Origin of the sequence: Flammeovirga pacifica (genome assembly GCF_000807855.2) — a bacterium.
In the GTDB taxonomy this organism is placed as follows: Bacteria; Bacteroidota; Bacteroidia; order Cytophagales; family Flammeovirgaceae; genus Flammeovirga; species Flammeovirga pacifica.
On the sequence record NZ_JRYR02000002.1, the window covers coordinates 146,037 to 170,365 of the forward strand.

At 31.7% G+C, this 24,329-nt stretch carries 12 protein-coding genes; 8 read left to right on the plus strand and 4 right to left on the minus strand.

From position 1 onward, the window contains the following. Positions 1–65 precede the first annotated feature (65 nt). The 3 genes from NH26_RS19975 to NH26_RS19985 form a co-directional block, all read right to left on the minus strand. Positions 66–770 (minus strand): hypothetical protein, encoded by a 705-nt coding sequence (locus NH26_RS19975; protein ID WP_139263204.1) that lies wholly within the window; start codon positions 768–770, stop codon positions 66–68. 220 nt (positions 771–990) lie between these two features. After that, positions 991–1,305, minus strand: coding sequence for a fibronectin type III-like domain-contianing protein (locus tag NH26_RS25155; protein WP_084812293.1), 315 nt, complete (start codon positions 1,303–1,305; stop codon positions 991–993). A gap of 19 nt (positions 1,306–1,324) precedes the next feature. Next, positions 1,325–1,774 carry a hypothetical protein gene (locus NH26_RS19985; protein WP_044217785.1) on the minus strand — a complete coding sequence of 150 codons (450 nt, stop codon included), beginning with the start codon at positions 1,772–1,774 and terminating at the stop codon, positions 1,325–1,327. 174 nt (positions 1,775–1,948) lie between these two features. On the opposite strand from NH26_RS19985, the gene NH26_RS19990 reads away from it, so the two are divergent. Then, positions 1,949–2,152, plus strand: coding sequence for a hypothetical protein (locus NH26_RS19990; RefSeq protein ID WP_044217788.1), 204 nt, complete (start codon positions 1,949–1,951; stop codon positions 2,150–2,152). 775 nt (positions 2,153–2,927) lie between these two features. Here NH26_RS19990 and NH26_RS20000 read toward each other — a convergent pair. After that, positions 2,928–5,114: a glycoside hydrolase family 3 C-terminal domain-containing protein gene (locus NH26_RS20000; protein WP_044217795.1), complete on the minus strand. Its 2,187-nt coding sequence runs from the start codon at positions 5,112–5,114 to the stop codon at positions 2,928–2,930. A gap of 572 nt (positions 5,115–5,686) precedes the next feature. Between NH26_RS20000 and NH26_RS20005 the strand changes: the two genes are divergently transcribed. The 7 genes from NH26_RS20005 (at position 5,687) to NH26_RS20035 (ending at position 24,324) form a co-directional block, all read left to right on the plus strand. Beyond that, entirely contained in the window at positions 5,687–7,882 is a 2,196-nt protein-coding gene (locus tag NH26_RS20005) for a T9SS type A sorting domain-containing protein (RefSeq protein WP_052431749.1), read from the plus strand. A 369-nt stretch (positions 7,883–8,251) separates the two neighbouring features. Beyond that, positions 8,252–12,106, plus strand: a complete 3,855-nt coding sequence (locus NH26_RS20010; RefSeq protein ID WP_158021983.1) for a leucine-rich repeat protein — start codon at positions 8,252–8,254, stop codon at positions 12,104–12,106. Between the two features lie 15 nt (positions 12,107–12,121). Beyond that, positions 12,122–15,166: a leucine-rich repeat protein gene (locus NH26_RS20015; protein WP_044217801.1), complete on the plus strand. Its 3,045-nt coding sequence runs from the start codon at positions 12,122–12,124 to the stop codon at positions 15,164–15,166. A gap of 146 nt (positions 15,167–15,312) precedes the next feature. Next, positions 15,313–17,631 carry a WD40/YVTN/BNR-like repeat-containing protein gene (locus tag NH26_RS20020; RefSeq protein ID WP_052431750.1) on the plus strand — a complete coding sequence of 773 codons (2,319 nt, stop codon included), beginning with the start codon at positions 15,313–15,315 and terminating at the stop codon, positions 17,629–17,631. A gap of 560 nt (positions 17,632–18,191) precedes the next feature. Continuing rightward, positions 18,192–20,504 carry a beta propeller repeat protein gene (locus tag NH26_RS20025; RefSeq protein WP_139263205.1) on the plus strand — a complete coding sequence of 771 codons (2,313 nt, stop codon included), beginning with the start codon at positions 18,192–18,194 and terminating at the stop codon, positions 20,502–20,504. 378 nt (positions 20,505–20,882) lie between these two features. After that, the gene (locus NH26_RS20030) at positions 20,883–22,814 is read left to right on the plus strand and encodes an ADP-ribosylglycohydrolase family protein (RefSeq protein ID WP_044217803.1); all 1,932 of its coding nucleotides are present in this window, start codon (positions 20,883–20,885) and stop codon (positions 22,812–22,814) included. Between the two features lie 16 nt (positions 22,815–22,830). Next, positions 22,831–24,324: a hypothetical protein gene (locus tag NH26_RS20035; RefSeq protein WP_139263206.1), complete on the plus strand. Its 1,494-nt coding sequence runs from the start codon at positions 22,831–22,833 to the stop codon at positions 24,322–24,324. Positions 24,325–24,329 lie beyond the last annotated feature (5 nt).

The following is a 24,329-nucleotide window of genomic DNA, read 5'->3' on the forward strand; positions in this document are numbered from 1 at the left end:
TTCTTTTTTATAAAGAAAAAAGAAGGCAGTTTCATAAAAGTAATTTTGAAACTGCCTTTTTCTATTTATCGTGTTTCAGTCAAAGATAAATCTTGAGCATCTTCTTCTGATACTAATTCTTCGTTATACATCACAAAACGATCGATAGCATGCCCTGTTGATCTTGGAGAAATTTGTACCGTATAATTTCCAGCTGCATTAAAAGTAGCATAGATATTTAGCCCTTCATGATCACTTGTTCTAGTTCCCCAGTTCCAATCTAATGTACCCGAGCTGTAGACTTTCATCCACCCATCTTTTGAACTTCCTTTAGTGGTTTTATCAGATTGTACCATCAAACCACCTTTAGGGTATTTAATAGTATTGTTTTTCTTCCCAAAAAAATCATCAGCATCAATAAGTCTTAACCAGCTATCGTTAGCTTCAGTAGGGTTATCGCCTTCGTTCACTTTATTATGCCAAATAAAACGGAAAGTACCAGGAGTATTGATTTGTACTGTATACTCTAGAATTCCTACACCGGGGTTGTTCATTTGTCCTTCACCCACATTTTGGTAATAAGAAGTACCTGTATAACCTTTTGTATTTGTTGCTTCAGTCCATTCTTCTTCAATTGGAGTTGTTTCTATTTCGACAATTATTTTCCCGTCTACTTCTTTAAATAGAGCATTAGCATCTTTAATATTGGTAGCTTCATCCTTACCACAAGCCATAATTAACAGGCCAATCATGAATGAGAAGATTGCATTTGATTTTAGTAAATTTTTCATCATAGTTATTTATCAAATAATATATATACCCTTATAAGTGCATCATAATGCAGCTTTTTTGGTACCTTTTGATAGTATACTAAAATAATGCCATGGGAATTGATAATTGGATTTATCATATTCTAAATGATTTATTATTTTCAGTAAATAAGAAAAGGTTACCTATTTTAGATGAGACCACCTTTTTCAGAATATATTATTATTGTGTTACAATATTTTATTAATTGATATCAATACTTTTTGTACTCAATTGCGCGCCAAGTTCCTTACTTCTAGGCATTGGAGATGCCCCACCAATAGTAACGGTAAGTTTTCCTTTCGGAAGTACTTCTTCTCCGTTATCATCAAAAATATTTCGCTTGTCTTTTGATATCTTAAAAGTGATTTCTTTCGATGCTCCGGGAGCCAATCTAATTCTTTGAAAATCTTTTAAAGAGTGGTTGGGTGCATCAAATTTTACCTCATAATCTGATAGATATAACTGAACTACTTCTTCGGCCTCAACTTGACCATTATTATCTGTAGTGTGGTGAATTTTTTAGTGGAATTTCATTTTATTTATCACTACTATTAAGTTGTTCGATAAATTGATTAGCTTTTATCTGAAAATCGTTTAAATCAATACCTGTGCATGAAACATCTATGTTATATTTATATCCTCTAACGGTTTCGATAATGATAAATTTTTTCTGATATTTACCTCTCATTGGAATAGTATAATCCCAATCAAAGTGTCGTATATCTTTGACCTCAAATTTTTTAATTCCTTTATAGAATAAACCTTCACTATTTAGTTTAAAGTGTTCTTTATCCTGATTATGAATAATTCTTTTTATTGCAAAAGGAAGTAGGGTAAAAAATAATAGTAGTCCACCTAAAACATTGTATAAAATCTGATCTAGATAAATGGATAGAAAAATACTAAATAGGGGAGGGATTATAAATAAAAAAATTAGTGGTTTTATGATTGAATCAGTATCATGATAGATAAATTCTTTTTTCATTTTATTTCAAAATTTGCGGCTATTTAAAAAGTAAACGTATTGGAAATACTAACAAAGTACTCAAAAAATCCCATATTGGTAAATGAGAAAAAAAGATAAAATTTTCGAAGAACTTAAAGCCCTTCTCGAAGAAATGACAGGGATAAAAAGATAACTCTAAATACTTCTATTAACATGAAGTTAAATATAATAGGTATAGATGCTGAAGAGCTTTTAATATTAATTGTAGATAAGTTTAATATTGATTTTTCTTCAATGAATTTTGAAGAAAAAAGATTTTTTTTATATCCATTGATTAAAAGCTCTTCACAGGAGTTAACAGTAGGTCATATGGTAGGTGTAATATTGGTAGGGACATGGTTTGAGGTTAATGAATAAGGTAATAAATATTTTACTGTATCTCGGACTATTTACCATTTCAAATATTAGCGTTATTATGAACTATTTAATTGTTTAAGTTTTCACCTCACAACCAAAATAAAACCATGAAAAAACTTCCAAAGCAAATTATTATCATCAATCTTTTAGTATTGGAGAAAGATCACTATATGTAGATTATATAAATCCACATTTTATTATTAAAATAATATGCATTATATATCGTTTAGAATTTATTCATTTATTAAGAAGTATCAAAGACAACCACAACCAAAATTAGCGAATAAAATATTCTTAGGTACTGTGCCTTTGTCATTATTAATTTGGTTTAACTTACTTTCTATACAATCACTGATTTCAAAGTATTGTGTTAGAGTACCTATTTTTAAAATAGAATATGTATGTTTAGCTGCGCTTACATTAAATCTAGTTATCTATTTTTTTGTTGTAAATAGGAGAGATTTTTTGAGAAGATATAAAAAAGGCTTTAAGGGAGGTGTCGTTGTAGTTTTATACATAATATTCACATTGATTATGTTTATTGTTGCATAGCCTTCTCACAGTGTTCTGATGTTAAGCGATAGCGTCACTCAGAACTTTCACATCAAATAAGTTTTGAACTCACAACCAAAATAAAACCATGAAAAAACTTCCAAAGCAAACCATCTAACCTCCCTTATCTTATCCAATAAAAAGTAGAAAAAATGAAAGATATAAAAAAAGGAACAACCTCAATGATTGCCCCTTTTTATCAACGATTTTGTACCGTTCTAAATTATTGAATAGTCACACTTTTTGAACTCAATTGTGCGCCAAGTTCTTTACTTCTAGGCATTGGAGATGCCCCACCAATAGTAACGGTAAGTTTTCCTTTCGGAAGTACTTCTTCTCCGTTATCATCAAAAATAATTCGCTTGTCTTTTGATATCTTAAAAGTGATTTCTTTCGATGCTCCGGGAGCCAATCTAATTCTTTGAAAATCTTTTAAAGAATGGTTGGGTGCATCAAATTTCACCTCATAATCTGATAGATATAACTGAACTACTTCTTCGGCCTCAACTTGACCATTATTAGTGATAATAACAGTGGCAACAAGATCTTCTTTTGCTTTTATTTTTTCTTTGTTGAATTGAATATCACTGTATTTAAATTGAGTGTAGGATAAACCATAACCGAATGGAAACAAAGGATCAACATTCATGTATCGATAAGTTCTTCCTTCCATAGTATAATCATCATATGCCGGAAGTTGATCTAATGATTTAGGGAAAGTTAAAGGCAATTTACCTGAAGGTGATTCATTGCCAAATACTATATCAGCAACAGCTTCTCCACCTTCTTGTCCGGGGTACCAAGCAAAAAGAATTGCATCAGCAACATCCACAATATCTGATAAGTTCATTGGACTACCTCCTGTTATAATCACGATCAAAGGATTTTTAGATTGAGATTTAATTTTCTTTAAATAATCAATCTGATTCTGAGGAAGTTTGATATTGTTTCTATCTCCTTTATCAGCAGATGCAATTGCTTCACCTTCTTCACCTTCTAATAATCCTGAAATTCCCATGACAGCAATACATGCATCGGCAGCAGCAGCCTCGCCTGTAGACCAATCTATAGGATTTACATTTGGACGATCAAGTAAGATTCCTTGTTTATAATTGATACTTGTACCTAAACTTACTTTACTCACAATACCTTCAAGAATGTTGGTCATGTTACCGCTCATTCCAAAATAATTACCTAACAAAACCTCTGAGTTGTTAGCATTAGGACCTACCACATATAACGTTCTGATGTTTTTGTTTAGAGGCAATGCATTATTATCATTTTTAAGTAAAACAGCAGATTTAAGTGCAGCTTCATAAGCAATACTTCTATGAGCGGTACAACCTACAGTATCAGGACTAACATTGTTATAAGGGTTAATTTCAACAGGATCTAATAAACCTAATTTGATACGTGTACGCAACATGTTGGTCAACCTCATATCAATATCTTTTTCTGATAAAAGTCCTTTAGTTACAGCTGCTACGATATTAGCTTTATAAACATCACCGCAGTTTAAATCAGTACCCGCTTTTATTGCTGCCGCCGTAGCTGCTACACCATCTTTAGAGGTTTTATGATGCGCATAAAAATCATGAATGGCTCCACAATCAGATACTACATGTCCATCAAAGCCCCATTCTTTTCTAAGAATATCATCCAGTAAAAGTTCAGATCCACAGGCAGGTTCACCAAAAACTCTATTATAAGCACCCATAACTGCTTCTACATCACCATCTACCACCAATGTTTTGAAGGCAGGTAAATAGGTCTCTCTAAAATCTTTAAGAGAAGGAGAGGCATCAAAAACATGACGAAATTCTTCTGGGCCTGAATGTACAGCATAATGCTTTGCACAAGCAGCAGCTTGTAAATATTTTTCATGATTACCTTGTAAACCTTTTACAAAGTGCAAGCCCATTTGTCCTGATAAGTAAGGATCTTCACCATAAGTTTCTTGGCCACGCCCCCAACGTGGATCTCTAAAAATATTAACGTTAGGCGACCAAAAAGTCAATCCTGCATATCTACTACGGTTATCCATCTGCTGAGCAATTAAAAATTTTGCTCGAGCTTCTGCCCCAATAGCAGTACCAATATCTTCTAATAGTTCTTTATCAAATGTGGCTGCCATACCAATAGCTTGAGGAAAAACAGTGGCTCTACCGTTTCTTGCTACTCCATGCAAAGCTTCATTCCACCAATTGTACGTAGACAGATGTAATCTAGGAATCGCCTCACTTACATCAACCAATTGAGAAGCTTTTTCTTCAAGTGTCATGGCATTTAGAAGGGCTTCAATACGTTCATCGGTATCTCTGTATGGATCAAGCCATATAAATTCTTCTTCTTGTGCTAGTAAGTTGGATGTTAATAGTAACCCCAAAATAATACTTGTAATTTTTTTCATTTCATTAATTGTTAATTAGTTACATTTATCGAGTAATAAATACACCCCTATTTTATTTGTCCTCTAATTAGTCATTATTCATTTAAATTAAAATGATGCCTGAAAAAGTTTTTTCCAGATTTAAGAAATAGTGGGTAGATTTTTTATTAATGGTATATTTTAGAAATATGTGCTGAACAATGTTTGGTTGATAATATTTAAATGACATAAGGTTTTGCTACTAAAATATAAAACCAAACAACATAACAAGGTGTACAATTGTGCTTAATAAAAAATAAAAATGAATCAAATCGTGAGATAATTCAGTTGTAAAAAGAAGAGATTTAGGCTGTTGTATTGAAAATAAAACTAGACATTGGTATTATAACTATCTTATATACAGTTTATTATTTCAAATATATGATGATCAGGTATGATTAAATATCTTCTTTTTGTTTTTTATCAATGTATAGTAATAATCAAGTGAACATACTATAATAATTCATTCTTACTTCCTAATTTTACGATCACAAAACAAATAAACAAATGTGTCTGACTTTAACTTAAACTTCACTTCAAAGATTTATAACAGTATGAAACGAATTTATTTACTACTTATTTTTTTAATTCCAGCTTCTTTATTTGCACAAAACATTATTGATGTAAACATTGATGTAAAACATTCAATACAAGGATTCGACAGTCTGGATAGAGATAAATACATGACAATACATGCCGGATTAAGAGAAGGAGATTGGGACAATGCAACTTCAGATCCATCAGATATTCGAAATGATTTATTGAATAACAAAAATGTATATCTAGGCAGAGATACAGGACATATTTCTTGGATCTTAAGAGGAGTTGCAGAAGAGGACAAGAATAGACCTGGATTTGCAGACTTAACATACTTGGCAGAACAAGCGGTCAGTTATAGAAGTCTATATTCAAATTATAAAAAATTTGGTCATAGAAATAAGAGCTGGGTTTTAGGAGCACAATTACATCCATTTTGGCCTGACGGTCAAAAAACAAGTAAAGGATGGGCGCTTTCTACCACAGACACTGAAGATGAACCCTTAGGAACTGCTACTGGTGAGTATATAGCACATTATATCAAGGAGTTTTATAAGGATGAAAACGAAGAAGAAGCACCAAAATATTTTGAGGTAATTAACGAACCTGTTTGGCATTTGGTAGATTATGGTAGCACAGATATTAAAAAAATATTTGAATTTCATAATACTGTTGCTAGAGAAATTAGAAAAGTTAATGGTGATAAAATTCAAATAGGAGGATATACTACAGCATTCCCGAATTTTGAAGAACAAAACTTTAAACGTTGGGAAGACCGATGGAATACTTTTATGGATATGTGTGGGGAGGAAATGGATTTCTGGTCGATACATATTTATGATTTCAGCTCTATAGGCGGAGGACAAGAAAAGCTAAGAAAGGGTAGTAACCTCGAAGCAACAATGGATATGATGGAACACGCCTCATGGAATAAATTCGATGAAGTGAAGCCTGTGATGATTTCAGAATATGGTGGTCAAGCACATGACTTTTTCCATCAACCATGGACTCCAGAAAGAGATTGGTATTTGATGCGTTCTATGTCATCTCAGACAATGTCCTTTTTAGATAGACCACAAGCCATTAATAAGATAATACCTTTTTGGGTACTAAAAGCAGAGTGGGGAAGAGACAGTCAGGGATACCCTTACCTTCATAGATTACTACGTCAGAACGACGAATTAGAAGGTTCAACAGGTAAACATTGGGTATATGGTGAAGTAATAAAGTACTATGATCTTTGGAAAGATGTTCAAGGAACTAGGGTAGATCATTTATCTAATAACCTTGATATTCAAACGGATGCTTATTTAGATGGTAATGTTTTATATCTAATCATTAATAACTTAAATCAACAAGACGAAACGATTCAACCTAATATAATAGGCACAGAAAATCATCCTATTTCTTCTGTAGAGATAAGACATTTATATGCGATAAATGATATTCCTCAAATTGACAATAGAAAGGTGACAGAAGCTCCTGAAACGGTAACTGTAGGAAGTGAAGGAACACTTATTTTGGCATATACTTTCCAAGATGAGGTTTCTATTGATCAAACATCAATAGAATCAAAATATTATGCTACCACTTATTATCAGGAAATATCAGCAGGAACACCATTAAATTTTTCTATTCCTAATGTAGAAGTAGAAGAAGAAGGGGAAGCTGTTTTAAGAATTGGTATTGGTAGGGATCATGAAAAATCACTTTTCCCTAAAATTAAAATCAATGGTACTGAATTGAATTACCCTAACAATTATAGAGGGGATGATCAAAAAGATAAAGATCGTTTCTTTGGTGTCTTAGAGGTTCCGGTTCCTTATGAATTATTGGAGGCCAACAATGAAGTAAGTGTAGAATTCTCTGATCAATCAGGTCATATTAGTAGTGTCTCTTTAAGAGTATACAATTTCAGTAGAGCTATCGAAAGATCTTTTGATAAGACAGAACCACCTACATCAATTCAAGGAGGAAAGAAAACATCGATAAAGATTTACCCTAACCCTTCTCAAGGTAAAGGAATCAATATTCATACTTCTCAGGCAGCTACTGAGATTAAAGTATTTGATATTATCGGTAATTTGGTATATAAAGTAGATCAACCAAATCAGGAAATCTATCTCCCTTCTAATGTATTTAAAAGAGGTATGCACTTAGTTCAATTTAATTTTGATGGGGTGTATCAAACAAAAAAATTATTGATTAATTAATGGTCAAATAATTTTATATAGGTGATTTGGTCGGTAAAAAGATCAATGCTTATAATATCTATCAAACTGTAGCTGCTTAAGATGGGAGGGATGTATCTCTTCTTTGGCGATGCACCAATTGATGATATCGAATGATGTAATGCCCAACAATAGTTTTTTAAAAAGTGGTTTTGAAGAAAAATAATGCGATATAAATCTACTTTGAAATAGGTTCAAGGGCATCAAAGTGAAAAGAATCAATAGCAAAATAAAAAGGAATACTCATAAGGTATTCCTTTTTTAACATAAATACCCTAAAAACTTGTAATTCAAATATTTTAAAAATAAGTTTGACTTGTTAAAATTTCTATGCTAAACAAACTATTTAAAGTGAAACAACTAATTCAATTATTGGTACTTATCATTTTACCTACCATCTCATTCAGTCAATCTTATACCTTAAAAGACAAAGATGTTTACATAGCTAATGGCTACATTCAGTCTTGTTCTTATAATTTTGAAAATAAAGAGATTATCATTCCTTCTGTACTTAATGGTCAAACTGTGATAGGAATTGAACCGAATGAAATTGAAAGAGGTGTTTTTAATAATAAAGGTATTAGAGGAATCTCATTACCCACAACTTTGAAGGTTATTGGGAGTTATGCATTTTCTAATAATTCCTTGATAGAAATATCTCTACCTAGTTCTGTAGAGGAAGTTCAAGAAGGAGCATTTTCTAATAATGAAATCGTAAGTTTTGAAATTCATCCCGAACTCAAAGTGATTGGACATGCTGCTTTTTCGAAGAACAAGATTACATCACTTGAGTTAAAAAATACAGTTAATACTATCGCACCTTATGCTTTTGCAGACAATCAAATTGAAAATTTGATCATAGAAAGTGGAATAGATACTTTAAATATGTACTTGTTTGCAAGTAATAAAATTAGAGAAGTTGTTTTGCCAGCATCTTTGAAAAACTTAAAAAAAGGCGTTTTTAGTAATAACCCAATAGAAACTTTACTTTTACCTCATAACACTGATCCATACTTTTCAGGTTGGGTGAATTCAACTGGGCAAGTTTTTCAAGGAGGAGACCAATTAAATGCTCTAGACGAAGAATACCGTTCAATTAAATCATATACGTTATTAGATGACGACGTAGTCATAGAGAATGGAGAAATTACTTCTGTAAATTTTGAAGAGATCTATAATCACATTATCATTCCAGAGACTTTAAATGGACAAACTGTTATAAAGATTGCAGATAAATATTCACTGGAAGAGGGAGTCTTTGCCTTTAAAGGATTAAATTTTATTCAACTGCCTCAAACATTAGAATCCATTGGTCGTTATGCTTTTACAAATAACCAATTATTAGGAATTGATATACCAAATAGTGTAACAAGTATAGGAGTAAGAGCTTTTTGGGTTAATCACCTTACTTATATTAATTATTCAGATAATATTGAATTCTTAGGTAAATATTGTTTTTCATCAAATGATCTCACTGAGGTTAGAATTCCATCGAAAATAAAAGTACTCGAAAGAGATGTTTTTAGTTATAATAAAATATCAAAAATTCATTTTAATGAAGTATTAGAAACGATAGGTATAGAATGTTTTTATCATAATCAACTTGAAGAATTGATTTTACCAGAATCTGTTAAAAGAGTATTAAGTAGTGGTTTTTCATTCAATAGATTAGAGAAAGTAACGTTTCCTGAAAAATTGAAAATATTAGATGTTTTTGCATTTAATAGTAACAACCTTTCGGAGATAAATTTACCATCCGAAATGGATTCTATAATGGATCATGTTTTCTTAAATAATCCAGTTAAAACTTTTAAATTACCCAAACATATTAACCCTGAGTTTATTATTTGGTATGATAGTTATACGGAAACACTATTTGATCCTGATACTGAAATAAGTACTTCAGCCAAAGGTTATGTTGCTCTAATCAATAAAGAATATCCTGAGAGTAATTTTATTGTTGAAGATGGTTATATAAAGTATGTTAATTTGAATTCTTGGTATAATAAAAAACTTTGTATTAAGATACCTGAAAAACTGCATGGAGAAACAATTATTGGTATAGGTACATATGTATTTGCGGGGGATAATATTTATGGAATAAGTCTTCCTAATACAATAAAGGAAATTAAAGAACATGCTTTTGAAGGTAATTACTTAAGAAAAGTAGTATTACCTCAAAGTTTAGAAAAAATAGAACAAGGTGCTTTTCGTAACAACCTTCTTAGAGAAGTAGTGTTCCTCACTGATAAACTCACTAAAATTGAAAAAAATGTTTTTCGAACAAATAAACTTAAAACCATAAATCTTCCTAGTTCAATTCAACATATAGGGGATAATGCATTTAGTCATAATCATCTTCAAAGTTTAACATTAGAGGAAAATATTACAAGTTTAAGTAGTAATGCTTTTGATTTCAATAAAATTGAAGAACTCTCGATACCACGTTCAATTAAAGAGATTCCATATGCTTGTTTTCGGAATAATAATTTAAAAACGTTAAATATCCCTCACATTACTACAATTGATTCTTATGCATTCTCGAGTAATGATTTGACTGAAATTCAATTACCAGAAAATTTGAGAAGAATTAATTCAAAAGCTTTTTATGATAATCCAATTAAAGAGTATAAACTACCCCTAATAGAAGACTCATTATTTGTGGAGTGGATTGATATAAATAGAAAATTATCTATACCAATCGATAGCCTAATTCATACTAATACTGATTACGATCAAGTTGCTTTTTTTAGATATAGTGTTACAATTAATGATGTTAAAATAAATGATAATTATATTACAGGTACAAAAAAACTAATAAATCAACCTCATATTCATATTCCTAAATCAATTGGAGGTACAGAAATATTTGGAATAAAATCGGATAATTGGGCTTCACCGTTTGTAAACCAATGGGTCAAAAGTGTTACTTTAGAGGAAGGTATTTTAGAGTTAGGTCAAAATGCTTTTAAATATTTAGGGTTAGAAAGTGTAGAATTACCATCAACTATACACACCATTGGGAATTCAGCTTTTTCATCAAACAAGTTAAATGAAATTGATTTACCAGAGCACCTCTCTTTTCTTGGAGTAAGAGCATTTGAGAAAAATAATCTTACAAAAGTTAAGATTCCAATTAGCATCAAAAATATCCCCTTTAATTGTTTTAATGATAACTTAATTAATGAGGTAGATTTTCATGAGTCCATTAATGAGTTCGAGCCTGGATGCTTTAGTAATAATCAATTAGAACATGTTGTGTTGCCTCAAAATACCATTAAGGTCGGTTATAAAGCATTCGACAATAATAAAATTAAGTATATAGTTTTAACTAAACCAATATCCAAAAATTTTGTAGAGTGGAATGGGTATGATGATGAATTTTATGAGCATAAATTCTATTCAGCAAAGGATACCATATATCGTTTTGATAAGACTTATACTGCTTTATTTAGAAAGGATTTGATTCAAGATTATGCGACTATTAATAATGACACTTTAACTTCTTATCATGACGATCAAAATGGAATTTATCATCTTTACTGTTCAGATGAATTTTATAATACTAAGATTAAAGTTTTAGGAAACTCTGTTTTCGGCTCTGAAATAGTTAGAAGTATTTACTTTGATGAGGGGCTGTTAGAGTTAGAGAAAAAAGCATTAAAAGGTATTGGTTTAATTGATATTCAATTACCATCTACTTTAAAAATAATAGGTGAGGAATCACTTGCTAATAATGAATTAGATAGTATTTTTTTACCAGAAAGTATTGAATTTATTGCAGGTGGAGCTTTTCTAGGTAATAATTTCGATTCTTTTAATCTTCCCATTATTAATGACCCTGATTTTTTATTTTGGTCAGATGATCGAGGAAACGAACTATCTAATGGAGCACAAGTATCAGATTTTATTTCTAGTTACATTGCTGTTTATGTGGGTGATGTAAATTTGGAAAAACCTACAAGTATTTATGATAAAAGTCTTGAACAACTAATTGTTTACCCGAATCCTACTAATGGAAAACTTCAAATAAAAAACCTTAAGAAGGATTGCCTAATACAGATATACAATACTCAAGGAAAACTACTTCAAAATGAGAAAATTAGTACAGAGAACCAACTTAATATTGAAGGGCAACCTGGAGTGTATATTTTAAAAGTGATAACTGAGCATCACTCAAAAACATTTAAAGTAATAAAAAACTAATTAAGGATTAGAACAATGAAAATATATAGATTAATCTTATCAAGTTTATTAGTAATGTGTTCCTTAATTACTAAAGCTCAAGATACCTTCACACTTACAAATAGTACAGTAACAGTACAAAATGGAATTATTACTCGATGTTCATATGACTTCACATTAAAGAAAATAATTATTCCGGAGGAATTGGATGGACAAACGATTATTGGTATAGCTACTGATGTTCATCCTCATGATTTTGAGAATAAAGGAATTGAAGAAATCACCTTTCCAAATACATTGGAAATTATAGGGAGACAAGAATTCCAAAATAACAATTTAAAAAAAGTAGAATTACCTGGTTCTCTTAATATTATAGGAATTTTATCATTTTTTAATAATCCTGATATTGATGTGAAGTTGCCAGATAAATCTTTAGATGAAACCTTTATATCATGGGAAGGTCATGATCTTGTACAATATTTAGAAGGGGAGCCAATAACAGATTTCTTTAAAGAATACAGAACAAGAAATTTATACACTTTAAAAGCAGAGGATCTTGAATTAAAAGGGGATACAATTATAGGTTGTAAATTTAATTCTGAGGTAACACCTGATATTTTAATACCTGGGAAAATAGGAGACATTACAATTACGGCTATTAAAACAAAAACAGATTTTCAAAGATTAGGACTTCGTTCTGTACAATTAGGTGAAAGTATAAGTTATATAGGGGAATATGAATTTAGGAACAATCGAATTAGAACACTTGATTTGAGTAATGTTGCTTACATAGGTAGAAATGCTTTTGAAGCTAATTCGATTAATGAAATAAAGCTAGGAGATAAGATTGAAATAATTGAAATGGAATCATTTATTTATAATAAAATTACTAGTCTTACAATACCCTCTTCAGTAAAGTTGATCAGAAGTTATGCTTTTTTTGAAAATAACATCAGAGAAATATCTTTTAATGATGGCTTAGAAGAAATAGAATCTCGCTGTTTCTCTAAAAATGAAATTGAAAAATTAGTACTACCTAATACCCTAAGATCAATTGATATTGATGCATTTAGCAATAATCTTAATTTAAATACAATTGTTTTACCTCATAATAATGATCCAAATTTTATTGATTGGGGAGAATATGCTGCAGGAGCAGAAATAAGCACAACCAATAGTAAAACTTTTAGGGCACATTACTACTATACATTAAAGGATGATGATGTTGAAGTTATCAATGATACTTTATGGAATGTTACTTATGATTTTAAAAATTTAGATATAATTATTCCAGAAAAACTAGACGGACAGTTTATTAAAGCGATTGAAAATGGTAGATATAGAAATAATTTTAAAGATAAAAATATAAGATCTATTCAAATGCCTGAAAGTTTAGAATCGATTGGTAATGAGGTATTTAAAGGGAATAAAATAAAAAAAATTAATTGCCCATTAAGCTTAAAAAAGATTGGTTCATATGCTTTTCATAATAATTTAATTAAAGAAATTAATTTCTCTGAAAGTGTTCATACAATTGAGAATTATGCATTTTCTTCTAATAATTTAGACTTCGTAAGTATCCCATCGACTTTAAGGGAATTAGGGGAAGGTGCATTCCATTTTAATAACTTAAATGAAATTACTTTACCACAAATTAATGATGAAAATTTTCTTTACTGGAGCACATCAAATGGCGATGAATTAGAAAATTTGACTATTCCTATTACTTTGACTCCAAATAGTCTTTATCGAGCAATGTACATCTTAATATTAGATGAAAATAATACTGTTATAGACAATACTGGGCGTCTTTTAAATATTAAAGAAAATCTAGATAATATTGGTGAACTTATTATTCCAAATGAGATAGATTCTATTACAATTCTAAAAATTGGCAAACAAGGTGTCTGTAATTCATTCATTAATGATACCAATATTAAGAAAATAACACTTCCTGAATCCCTAGAAAGAATAGAGTATCACGTATTTTATTCTAATAAGCTAGAAAACATAGAACTACCTGCTAGTTTGAAATCAATAGGAATTGCTGCATTCACTAATAATAATATAAAAGTACTAAATTTCCCTGCTAACTTAGATACTATTGGTAGGTTTGCATTTTTAAGTAATGAACTAGAAGAAGTTAACTTACCAACGAATTTAAAATATCTTGGAGCTACCCCTTTTCATGATAGTTTAGCTTTAAAAGTTCCTGAGAATACATCTAAGGATTTTCGGTTTTGGTACCAAGGAGAACTTAGTTCAAGTTCACCTGAAATAGTAGAAGTTGGAAAATTATTGTCTAGAGTTTCTGAACTAAAATCTTATTATGTTCATGAGCTTACTGAAGATGATGTTGTTATTGTTGATAATGTTATTAATGAATGCACATATTCTTTCGATGTAAAAAATATCCTCATACCAAATGAAATAGGAGGTCAAGAAATAAAGAAAATTGCTAGTAATGAGTCTCAAAATGGAGTGTTTTTTAATAAAGGCATACAGCATTTATATTTATCAGAAAATTTGGAAACTATTGGAGCTTTTGCCTTTGAAAGTAATAATCTTTCAGAGGTTATTTTCAAGGATGGATTGATTAATATAAAAAGAGGGGCTTTCTATGAAAATAAGCTTGAGTCTAGATTTGAACTTCCACAAACTATCGAATTTATTGATCATGCAGCATTTGCAAGAAATAATTTCACTGATGGTATTCGATTACCATTTGATAATATAAATGAAATATGGAAAGATGGGTTGGGAAATAATTTTTCTTATGGTGCAATTGTTAATAATTTTTATACCTATTATACTACCATTTTAGAGTATGATAGTAGAATTATTACTGATTTAGATGATGAGAATTTAACGCCTGTGATATACCCAACTTTGTTTAATGACTACTTAAAATTCAAAAATTATAATTCAGATTCAAAATACTATATATTTAATACGCAGGGTCAACTTATTAAAGAAGGTGTGGTCGAAAATGTAATAGATTTACAAGTTAATAAAGGAAACTATATAGTAGTAATTGATGATGGACAACACAAGTTTACATACAAAGTAATAAAACAATAATTGAGTTCTTTTAATAGATCTAAGTTTAGATCGTTGATTTGGTTAGTAAAAAGATTATATTTTTTAATTCAAACATAGGTTTTATAAAATCAAAGACTTTTTGAGATAGAAAATAGTAGATTTCAATTGAAATAAATTGAAATAAAATGAAAACTAGTCACTACTTACAAATTTTTTTATTGTTTATAATATCTCCTGCCTATAGTCAATGGGTATCCATTAACCCTGGGGCAGGAGGGCAAGTACAAGATGTGGTTTGTGACCCAACAACAGTTGGAGTGTTATATGTGCCTTCAGATATGGAGGGAGTGTATAAATCTTCAGACAATGGAGAACATTGGCATATGACGGGAAAATTAGTAAACAATAGAGTTTACAGTGTTGCCGTGAATTATAATGACCCCAACTTACTATATGTGGGTACTCTTAATGGACTTCAAACCAGTAAAAATGGTGGAGATAATTACTCTTTTATTAAGAGCTCTAAAGGAAAGTCATTTGGTGAAATAAAGGTCAATCCGAATAACACTTCCCAGATTGTTGCTGCAGTAGGTTGGAGGGATGATTACGATTTTTGCCACTTCTTTGGTGATACAAAAAATGGTTTTATCGAATTATTTATAAGTAATGACAAAGGTGATAGCTGGGCACGTAAAAAAGTAAATATCAATGAAGTAAATGATAAAAATATTTTTACTGTTACTTTTCATCCAACCAATAAAGATATTTGTATTATAGGAGCATCTGATGGAATTTATATATCAGAAGACAACCTACAATCATTTCAAAAGTTAGTAGCTCCAGAAGAAAGTATACAGTGTAGGGGAGTATCACTTTCTCCTGATGGTAAAATACTGTATGCCGCTTATGCCCATGATGAGAAAAAAGGCTATCCTTATGCTATGGCATTAACTAAAAAAGATTGGATTCGATTAGATAATGGAAATGGAGAGAAACTGCCAATGAGAAATTGGTGGTATCCTGAAGTAGACCCTCGTTCTTCATCGAAAAAACATCATTTATTAATTGCTTTAGAAGGAAATAGAGACGGTCTTTTTGAGACCACTTTAGAGTGGGATAAAGATGAATTGGTATCGTATAAACATTCTATAATATGGCAGGGAGTTGAAGGCTATGATTTTGGTTGGGATATGGCAGACCCAAACCCAAGATTTGCACATTATACTCCAATTACATGGAATAGAGCGATCTGGAGTACCACTAATGAGAACTTTTTTGAGGGTATTTATACCAATGAAAATAAATACCTGTGGAGGAATAAATATTCTAAACCACACCTTGATAATATAGTAGAATTTAATGGCAAGAAATACCCGACTTACAGTAGTAGAGGAACCGAGTCTACGTATACCTATGATCTCTTAATACATAAAAACTATATTTTACAAGCTCAAGGAGATAATGGTTTGATGGAAAGTTGGGATGGAGGAGTAAGCTGGTCGAACCTACAACATAGACAAGATACCACTCTTAACTTATCGGATGTTCAAGCATGTGTTTTAGCAAAAATAGATGGTAAAGACGCCGTAGTTGTTCAAGCAACTGGAGGCTATGGAGGGAGAGCAGTGAATGGTAAACTGTATTACAAAATATTAGAACATTATTCGCCTAAAGACAAGTGGGTCTTTTTAGGAGGAGGAAAACATCAAGTACTTGACCTTCCTGATGGAGTATTTAGAGAGATCAATGTAGATCCTAATCATCCTGAAAGATTATATGTATTTAGTACCAATCATGGTCTTTATTTAATTGATGACTTGACATTAGCGATAAAAGATCCGTCTTATAAAGCGCAAAAGATAAGTAATGGAATCGCGAATAAAGCATTGACTGCCAAAACAATTCAAGTGGATCTGAATAATGAGAACATTGTTTACTTTACTGGAACAAGTGGGCAAACCGGTGTATACAAGGGCGAAAAGAAAGGTGATGATTGGAAGTGGTCTAGAGTTTACAAAGGAGGTTCTTGGGAAGCTGAAGTAGTGGCTTGGGATAGAGATGGTCAAACATTTTTAGTGTATCAAGGGGAGCCATGTAATTCCGGTTGTGATTATGTTGTAGCACTGTCAAAAGATGGAGGTAAATCTTGGGAGAATATCTTAACTAAGCCTCAAGCTATAGATATCAGAGGGAATAAGAATGATGAATGGTATCCTTATATTAAAGATGATTATGTTTTTCAGAGTAAAGGAGGTCTAGCAGCTGTAGATGATATTATTATTGCCAATTATTATAATCATAAACATCAAAATGGGTGGGGTATTTTCCTTGGTAAAATCAATACAAAAGGAAAAATAAATTGGACGGACATCTCTGATGATTTACATTATATCGGTCTTACCAATAGTAGAATTGTAAAGAAAAAAGATGGATTGTACTTTTATATCAGCACACCAGGTGCTGGTGCTTGGTACAGAAAAATTGAGAATGAATTAATCAATTAATAAGAATACTTTCGTAGAAGAATGACAGAAGAGATGAATTTAATCTTCTGTCATTTTTTTTGTACTGTAACCCATGATTAGATTTCCTGTTGAAACCAAAAGTTTGAGAGAGGAACATTCCTACATTCTATAAGAGAGTCTACAAGTATATTCTTATAGAAAGGAGAAAATTATTTTTTCTTTCTCAGTACTTTTTTAGTAGGTATTTGGTAGTATAAAACACAAAAAAGAGAAGACAATTTACAAAATCATGATTTTTATAAATTCATTTACTTTTTCGATTTACATTTCTTAATTCATTGATATATAGTTGTTTGTTGTGTTGTTGATTCATTTCTTTTTCTATGTAAATAGAATAAATGTCTTCGTATTATGAAAACGAAAGGTTTTGAAGTAAGAGAGTTTTTACTTTAGCATTATCAGATATTTATTTAGAAGAAAAAATAAATGACTGACAAATTAAACTGACATCAAAAAGCAAACTGACTTACTTAATGCTTTTATGGTAACTGAATTTACTCGCGTATTATTTTTATGAAAGCGGAATGAAAAAAAATCTCATGAAATTATTTAAATCATTTTTGATTTTCATCTGTACACTAAGTTTTACTTCTAGTTTTGGACAATGGAAATCGATTAATCCCGGTGCTGGAGGACAGGTACAAGATGTTGTATGTGATCCTTCACAAGAGAATGTTTTGTACCTCGCTTCTGATATGGAAGGTGTATATAAGTCAACTGATAATGGAGAATCATGGCATATGACAGGGCATTTGGCCCATAATAGAGTGTATGCTATTGCTGTTTCACCTTCTAATAATAAAAAGCTGGTGGTCGGTACATTTAATGGATTACATACTTCTAATGATGGAGGGGTTTCATATCAATTAGTAGAACATTCTTTAGGAAATACGATTTCAGCAACTAGAATTGATCCTCATGATAATAATGTGATGATTGCTGGTTATGGTTGGAGAGATGATTATAACTTTTTAGGGTTTATCAATATTGTTCAAGGTGGAGCACCAAAGTATTTTATTAGTAAAAATGCAGGGGAGAACTGGGAAACAGTAGAATTAAAGAATTTTGATTTAAAAGATAGAAATATCATAGACTTTGTATTTCACCCTAAAAGAAAAGGTGAAATATATATGTCTACTTACAGCGGTATATTTAAAACGACAAATTACGGACAAACTTGGGATGAAATAGCAATGCCCAAAGCACACCAAGGGCATAGAGGTGTCAGTATTTCTCCAGACGGAAAAGTACTTTATTCTATTTTCACGAAAGACGGTAAAAAAGGATTGCCTTACTATAGTTTGGTGGATAAAATTAAGTGGGAAAAAATAAATCTTGGAGAAGGAAAGCATTTAGAACCTAGACGTTTTTGGTATCCTGAAGTAGATACTAGATCAACTACAAAAGAACATAAAGTATTGCTTTCTTTAGAAGGAGACAGAGATGGTCTTTATGAAGGTACTTTTGTGTGGGAAGACAATGAATTAAAATCGTATCAATATGATTTAATTTGGCATGGAACAGAAGGTTATGATGTAGGTTGGGACCACGCAGACCCCAATCCTAGATTTGTACACTATACTCCTAAATCATGGGAAAGAGCTATTTGGTCAACATCTAATCAGACTATTTTCCAAGCGTCAAAAAATAAAGAGGAGTATGTGTGGAACAATAAATACTGTAAACCCAATGATAAATTTAAAGTATATCATTTCGGAAAAGTATTACCTACCTATGCAGGGAGAGGAACCGAAAGTACCTATACTTATGATATTGCGGTGGCTCATAATTATGTGATCCAAGGTCAGGCGGATAATGGTTTAATGGAAAGTTGGGATGGAGGTTATTCTTGGTCAAATATGTACCATAGACAACCTGGTTTAGCACTTTCTGATGTACAGTCTTTAGAAATTGCCAAAGCGGGCGATCATCAAGTAGTATTAGCACAAGCCACTAATGGTTATGGGGGTCATGCTAAAGATGGTCGTATATATTTTAAAGTATTGAAAGACTATATGCCTTCTGATAAATGGCATTTATTAGCCGGTGGCCCTGATGCTGCATTAGGAATGCCTGATGGTATTTACAGAGAAATCATGGTAGATCCTCACGATTCTTCAAGAGTATATACTTTCTCTTCACAACACGGTTTATATGTTATTGATGATTTGAAAAAAGCAATTGATGACCCTGAGAATTATAAAGGTGAATTAATTAGTGGTGACGAATTAAAGACAATTGAAGGTGTTAAAACCATTCAAGTTCATCCAAAAAATCCTAATGTAATTTATCTAACTGCTTCAAGAGGAGAATTAGGAATTTATAAAGGAATGAAAGACAATGGGAAATGGACTTGGGAAAAGATATTAGATGGTGGTGATTGGGATGCAGAAATTAGTATGTGGTCAAATAATGATAAAACCTATTTACTCTATGAAGGCCCAATTGTAAGAGATGAAATTAATACTTCAGACTACTTAATTATGTTGTCTGAAGACGATGGAGAAACGTGGAAGGAAATTTTTACTCCAGGTCAGGCAAAAACCTTGAGAGGAGATAAAAATAAAACGTGGTACCCTTATGTCAAAGACACTTATAAATTTACAAGTAAAGGAGGAATTGTAGGTTTTGATAACAAGATAATTATCAATTATTACAACCACAGACAACAAAATGGATTTGGAATATTTATGGGAACGATAGCTGCAAATGGCACTATTGATTGGCAAGATATTACAGATGACATTCACTACCCAGGTTTTACCTCGAGTAGATTGGTTAGAAAAACAGATGGTAATTACTTCTATGTGAGTACTGCTGGAGCAGGTGCTTGGTATAGAAAATTACCTTAAAAAATAATAGAATTATTTCTTTGGACAGAAAACTCAATTCAAATTAGATTTAAAATACGATAATGGACGATAAAAAAGCCACCTCATAGGTGGCTTTTTTTCTTTTACAAAACTTCGATTTCATAAAACATTGCAGCTATTTATAAAGACTTTCTTTGTTTTTGAGAATCAAAAGTATTCTAAATGTATTAATTACCACATTTGAATAAGTATTCTACAAAGTCACATTGTTTTGTCTAAGATTCATTTTTTGAGAGTTGGAGATGTAGCAATGGGTAAATAGCGGTGTAATTTTAATTATGAAAAATAACGATAACAGGGCTATTATTTTGATGGATTCCTAAAGTAAACTAGTCATCAATTTTTTGAAATAGATATATGTTAAACAATAAAGAATTTTACAATAAGATCCTAGGTGGATGGTTAGGAAAGTGTGCAGGTGGAATTTTAGGTGCACCAATCGAAGGTTATAAATGTTTTAATGATATTGAACTATCAGATAAACTCTTTGAAACGAATTTCCCAAATGATGATTTGGACCTTCAAATTCTTTGGCTCGATATGGTAGCTAAAAAAGGTCCTAAAGTAAGACACTCCGACTTTACAAAACATTGGAATGATCATGTTGATTTCCCTTGGAATGAATATGGTATTGCCACTAGAAATATCAAAATTGGGTTAGATAATCCAGATACAGGAAAGCACAATAACAACTATTGGAACGAGAGTATGGGATCTCCTATACGTTCTGAAATATGGGGAATGTTATGTGCCGGAAATCCAGAAAAAGCGGCTTATTATGCTCGTTTAGACTCTCAAGTAGATCATAATGGTTTTTCTGATGATGCCGAAGCTTATTTTTCTGCAGCAGCAGCAATCGCCTTTACAAAATCGGATACGAATGAGATTTTAAGAGATGCCTTAGCGTATATTGCTTCAGACTCTCTTATGCATGACCTTGTCAATAAAGTAATGTATTGGCACACCAAATTTGACAAAGATATAGTAACAGGTAAAATTAAAAGTGTATACGGTGATGCAGACTTTACTTCTGCACCGATGAATATTGCTTATACAATTTTAGCTTTAGTAGAAGCACAAGGAGATTTCGATCATGTAATCGAAGCTTTACATTATGGTCATGATAGTGATTGTATTGTAGCTACTGCAGGTGCTTTGATTGGTATTATTCGTGGGGCAGACGAGATTCCAGAATTATGGAAAAAACGAATTGGTAATGTGCTAGTAATTAGCCCAGAAATTACGGGTATTGATTGTCCTGAAAGTATTTCTGATTTAACAGAAAAGACCTGTCAAGTGGCTCAAATGTTCCAAGGAGAACAAGCAATTGTTGATTTCTCTTCGGTAGAAAAATTTGAGGTGGAGAATCATAACAAGTTGGCATTACATACTGAATTAACAATATTTCCTTCTTTAGAAGATCAAAGAAATGGGGTGGTTAAAGTAGTCGTAGAAAACTTTGAAACTACATCAAATAACTATTCCATATCTTTAGTTTCTGACTATTTTGAAGCTCAAACCGCTTCAATTAATGGTGTAGAACCTGGTAAAACAGGAACTGTAGTATTGGCTTTGGACTTTATATCAACAGTAGCACTTCCTAATGCAATGGCCTTTGATTATACACTCAAAGTGAAGCAAGGTGAGGAGGAAGTTACCTTTAATAAAGGTGTTCCTTTTTATGGTCAGTGGAGAATGTTTGGACCATTTATCCAAGACGATCAGTCTTTAGCTCCAATGAATGAGCAATACCCTGATCATGGTTTACCAAGTATGCCTTCTGCTACATACATGAACCACGATTTACAAAAAGCCTCTCAAGAGTACTTATCTCAAGATTTTTTCCATCAATTAGACGAAAAAACGCTTGATGCACAGCCTTTTGAAGTACAGACAATAACACCAGAAAGTATGTCGATGGACTTATCGAAATACTTTTATGGTAAAGGGGAAAGATCAGTTTACTTACAAACAGTTGTAAGTTCTCCCTCTGATTTGAAAAAGTGGCTTTGTTTTGGACAAAGTAATTTTGTGACTGTTTGGTTAAACGGTGAGGAGATTTTTAAAAATGATCATCAGATGAGAAGATGGCCATCGACTTTCTATACAGAATTGAATTTAGAAGAAGGCGATAATTTAATTGTCATCCGATTAGATTTTATCAACGATGACTTTGTATTTGATATTGGATTGAAAGATCATAATGAACGTCACCCACATCAAACACAATGGGCGGTAGATTTGAATTTCTCTTCAAAAATAATGAATAAAGCAACAGTAACAGTTTAATTAGAAACTAAAAATCATGACTCGATTACCTATCCTATGTAGTGTAATCCTAAGTATGGTTTGTGCTCATGTAACTTGGGCACAAACCTTTACTTTAGGAGAAAAGCAAACTATCAATAAAGACATGATTGGTGTAAACGCCAATTTAACCAGTATTGAAAAACCTCAAAACGATAAAAAATTAGTACGTTCTCTAGAGGATCTTAGTACCAAAACAATTCGTTACCCTGGTGGAACAATTGGAAATTATTGGGATTGGGATAAAGGCTGGCTAGACAGTAGTATTCCTGATGACAAAATGATTAAATGGGTGGTAGAACAAAAGCTTACTACCTCAAAGCAAAGATATACTGTAGAAGATTTTGCCACCTTAGTGAAGAAAACCAATGCTGAACCTGTGTTCATGCTAAATCTTTTAAGCAAAGATTTGGCACACTCTATCCGAAATTTAAAAAAAGCACAAGCATTAGGATTAGATATCAAATACGTGGAAATGGGTAATGAACTTTACTTTAATTTACCACTTCCTATGGCAGTTTATCCTACTCCAGAAGTATTAGGTGATACTTGTAGAATTTGGATCGATGCTTTAAAAAAGGAATTTCCAGGGGTGAAATGTTCTATTGTTGGTACGTACATCGAAAGACGTAAAAGACATATTGATTGGACGAACAGAGTTTTATCTACCTGCCCAAATGCAGATGCTGTAACTTATCATAAATACAGTCCTGCAAGTTTAAACGGAGCGCAAGAAAGAGTCAACATTACAGCTGGTACGGAAGGACAAACGGATGCTTCTTCTGCAACTCGTAAATATCCTGGTGGAGAAATATCCTATAAAGATTGGGAAAAATCTTTATTAAAAGACCCCAAAGCACAAGCCAATATGTGGGTAACTACTCAGCATGATACAGAGAGTTACAAGAAAATGAAATTGAAGAAAGATCTACCTTTATGGGTGACAGAATTTAATATGAGAGACGACCACTCTATAGTTTTAGGAAGCTGGGCACAATCTCTTATCTTAAGCATTTATTATTTAGAATTTATGAAAGCAAATGTGGAAGTAACCAATGTACATAATGTTGTCGGTTCTCTTTTTGCTCAAATTGATGAAAAAAATAATGATTACGCTAAGGATAGATATCCTTTAACTTCTGGTGGAATATCAACTTCTTTATTTGCGCGTGCAACAACAGATAAAGTCAAAAAAATGCCTTTATTATTTGATGAAGTTCCTACTTTGCTCAATGATAAAGATGAAGAATTTAAAGGCGTTAATGGTTATGCTTTTGCTGATGAAAAAGGGAAAATCACTTACATCATTGTAAATTATTCATACGAAAAGCAGACGTATGATCTACCAAGCAATATGAAAGGGTTAACTCAAAAATCTTATAATGCCGAGTTAGAAACACAAGTAGTAGGATGGGAAACGATAGATGAAAAGAAATCTAAATTGAAAAAGAAATTGGTATTACCTGAGTTTTCGATTTCAATTATTGAGTAGAAACT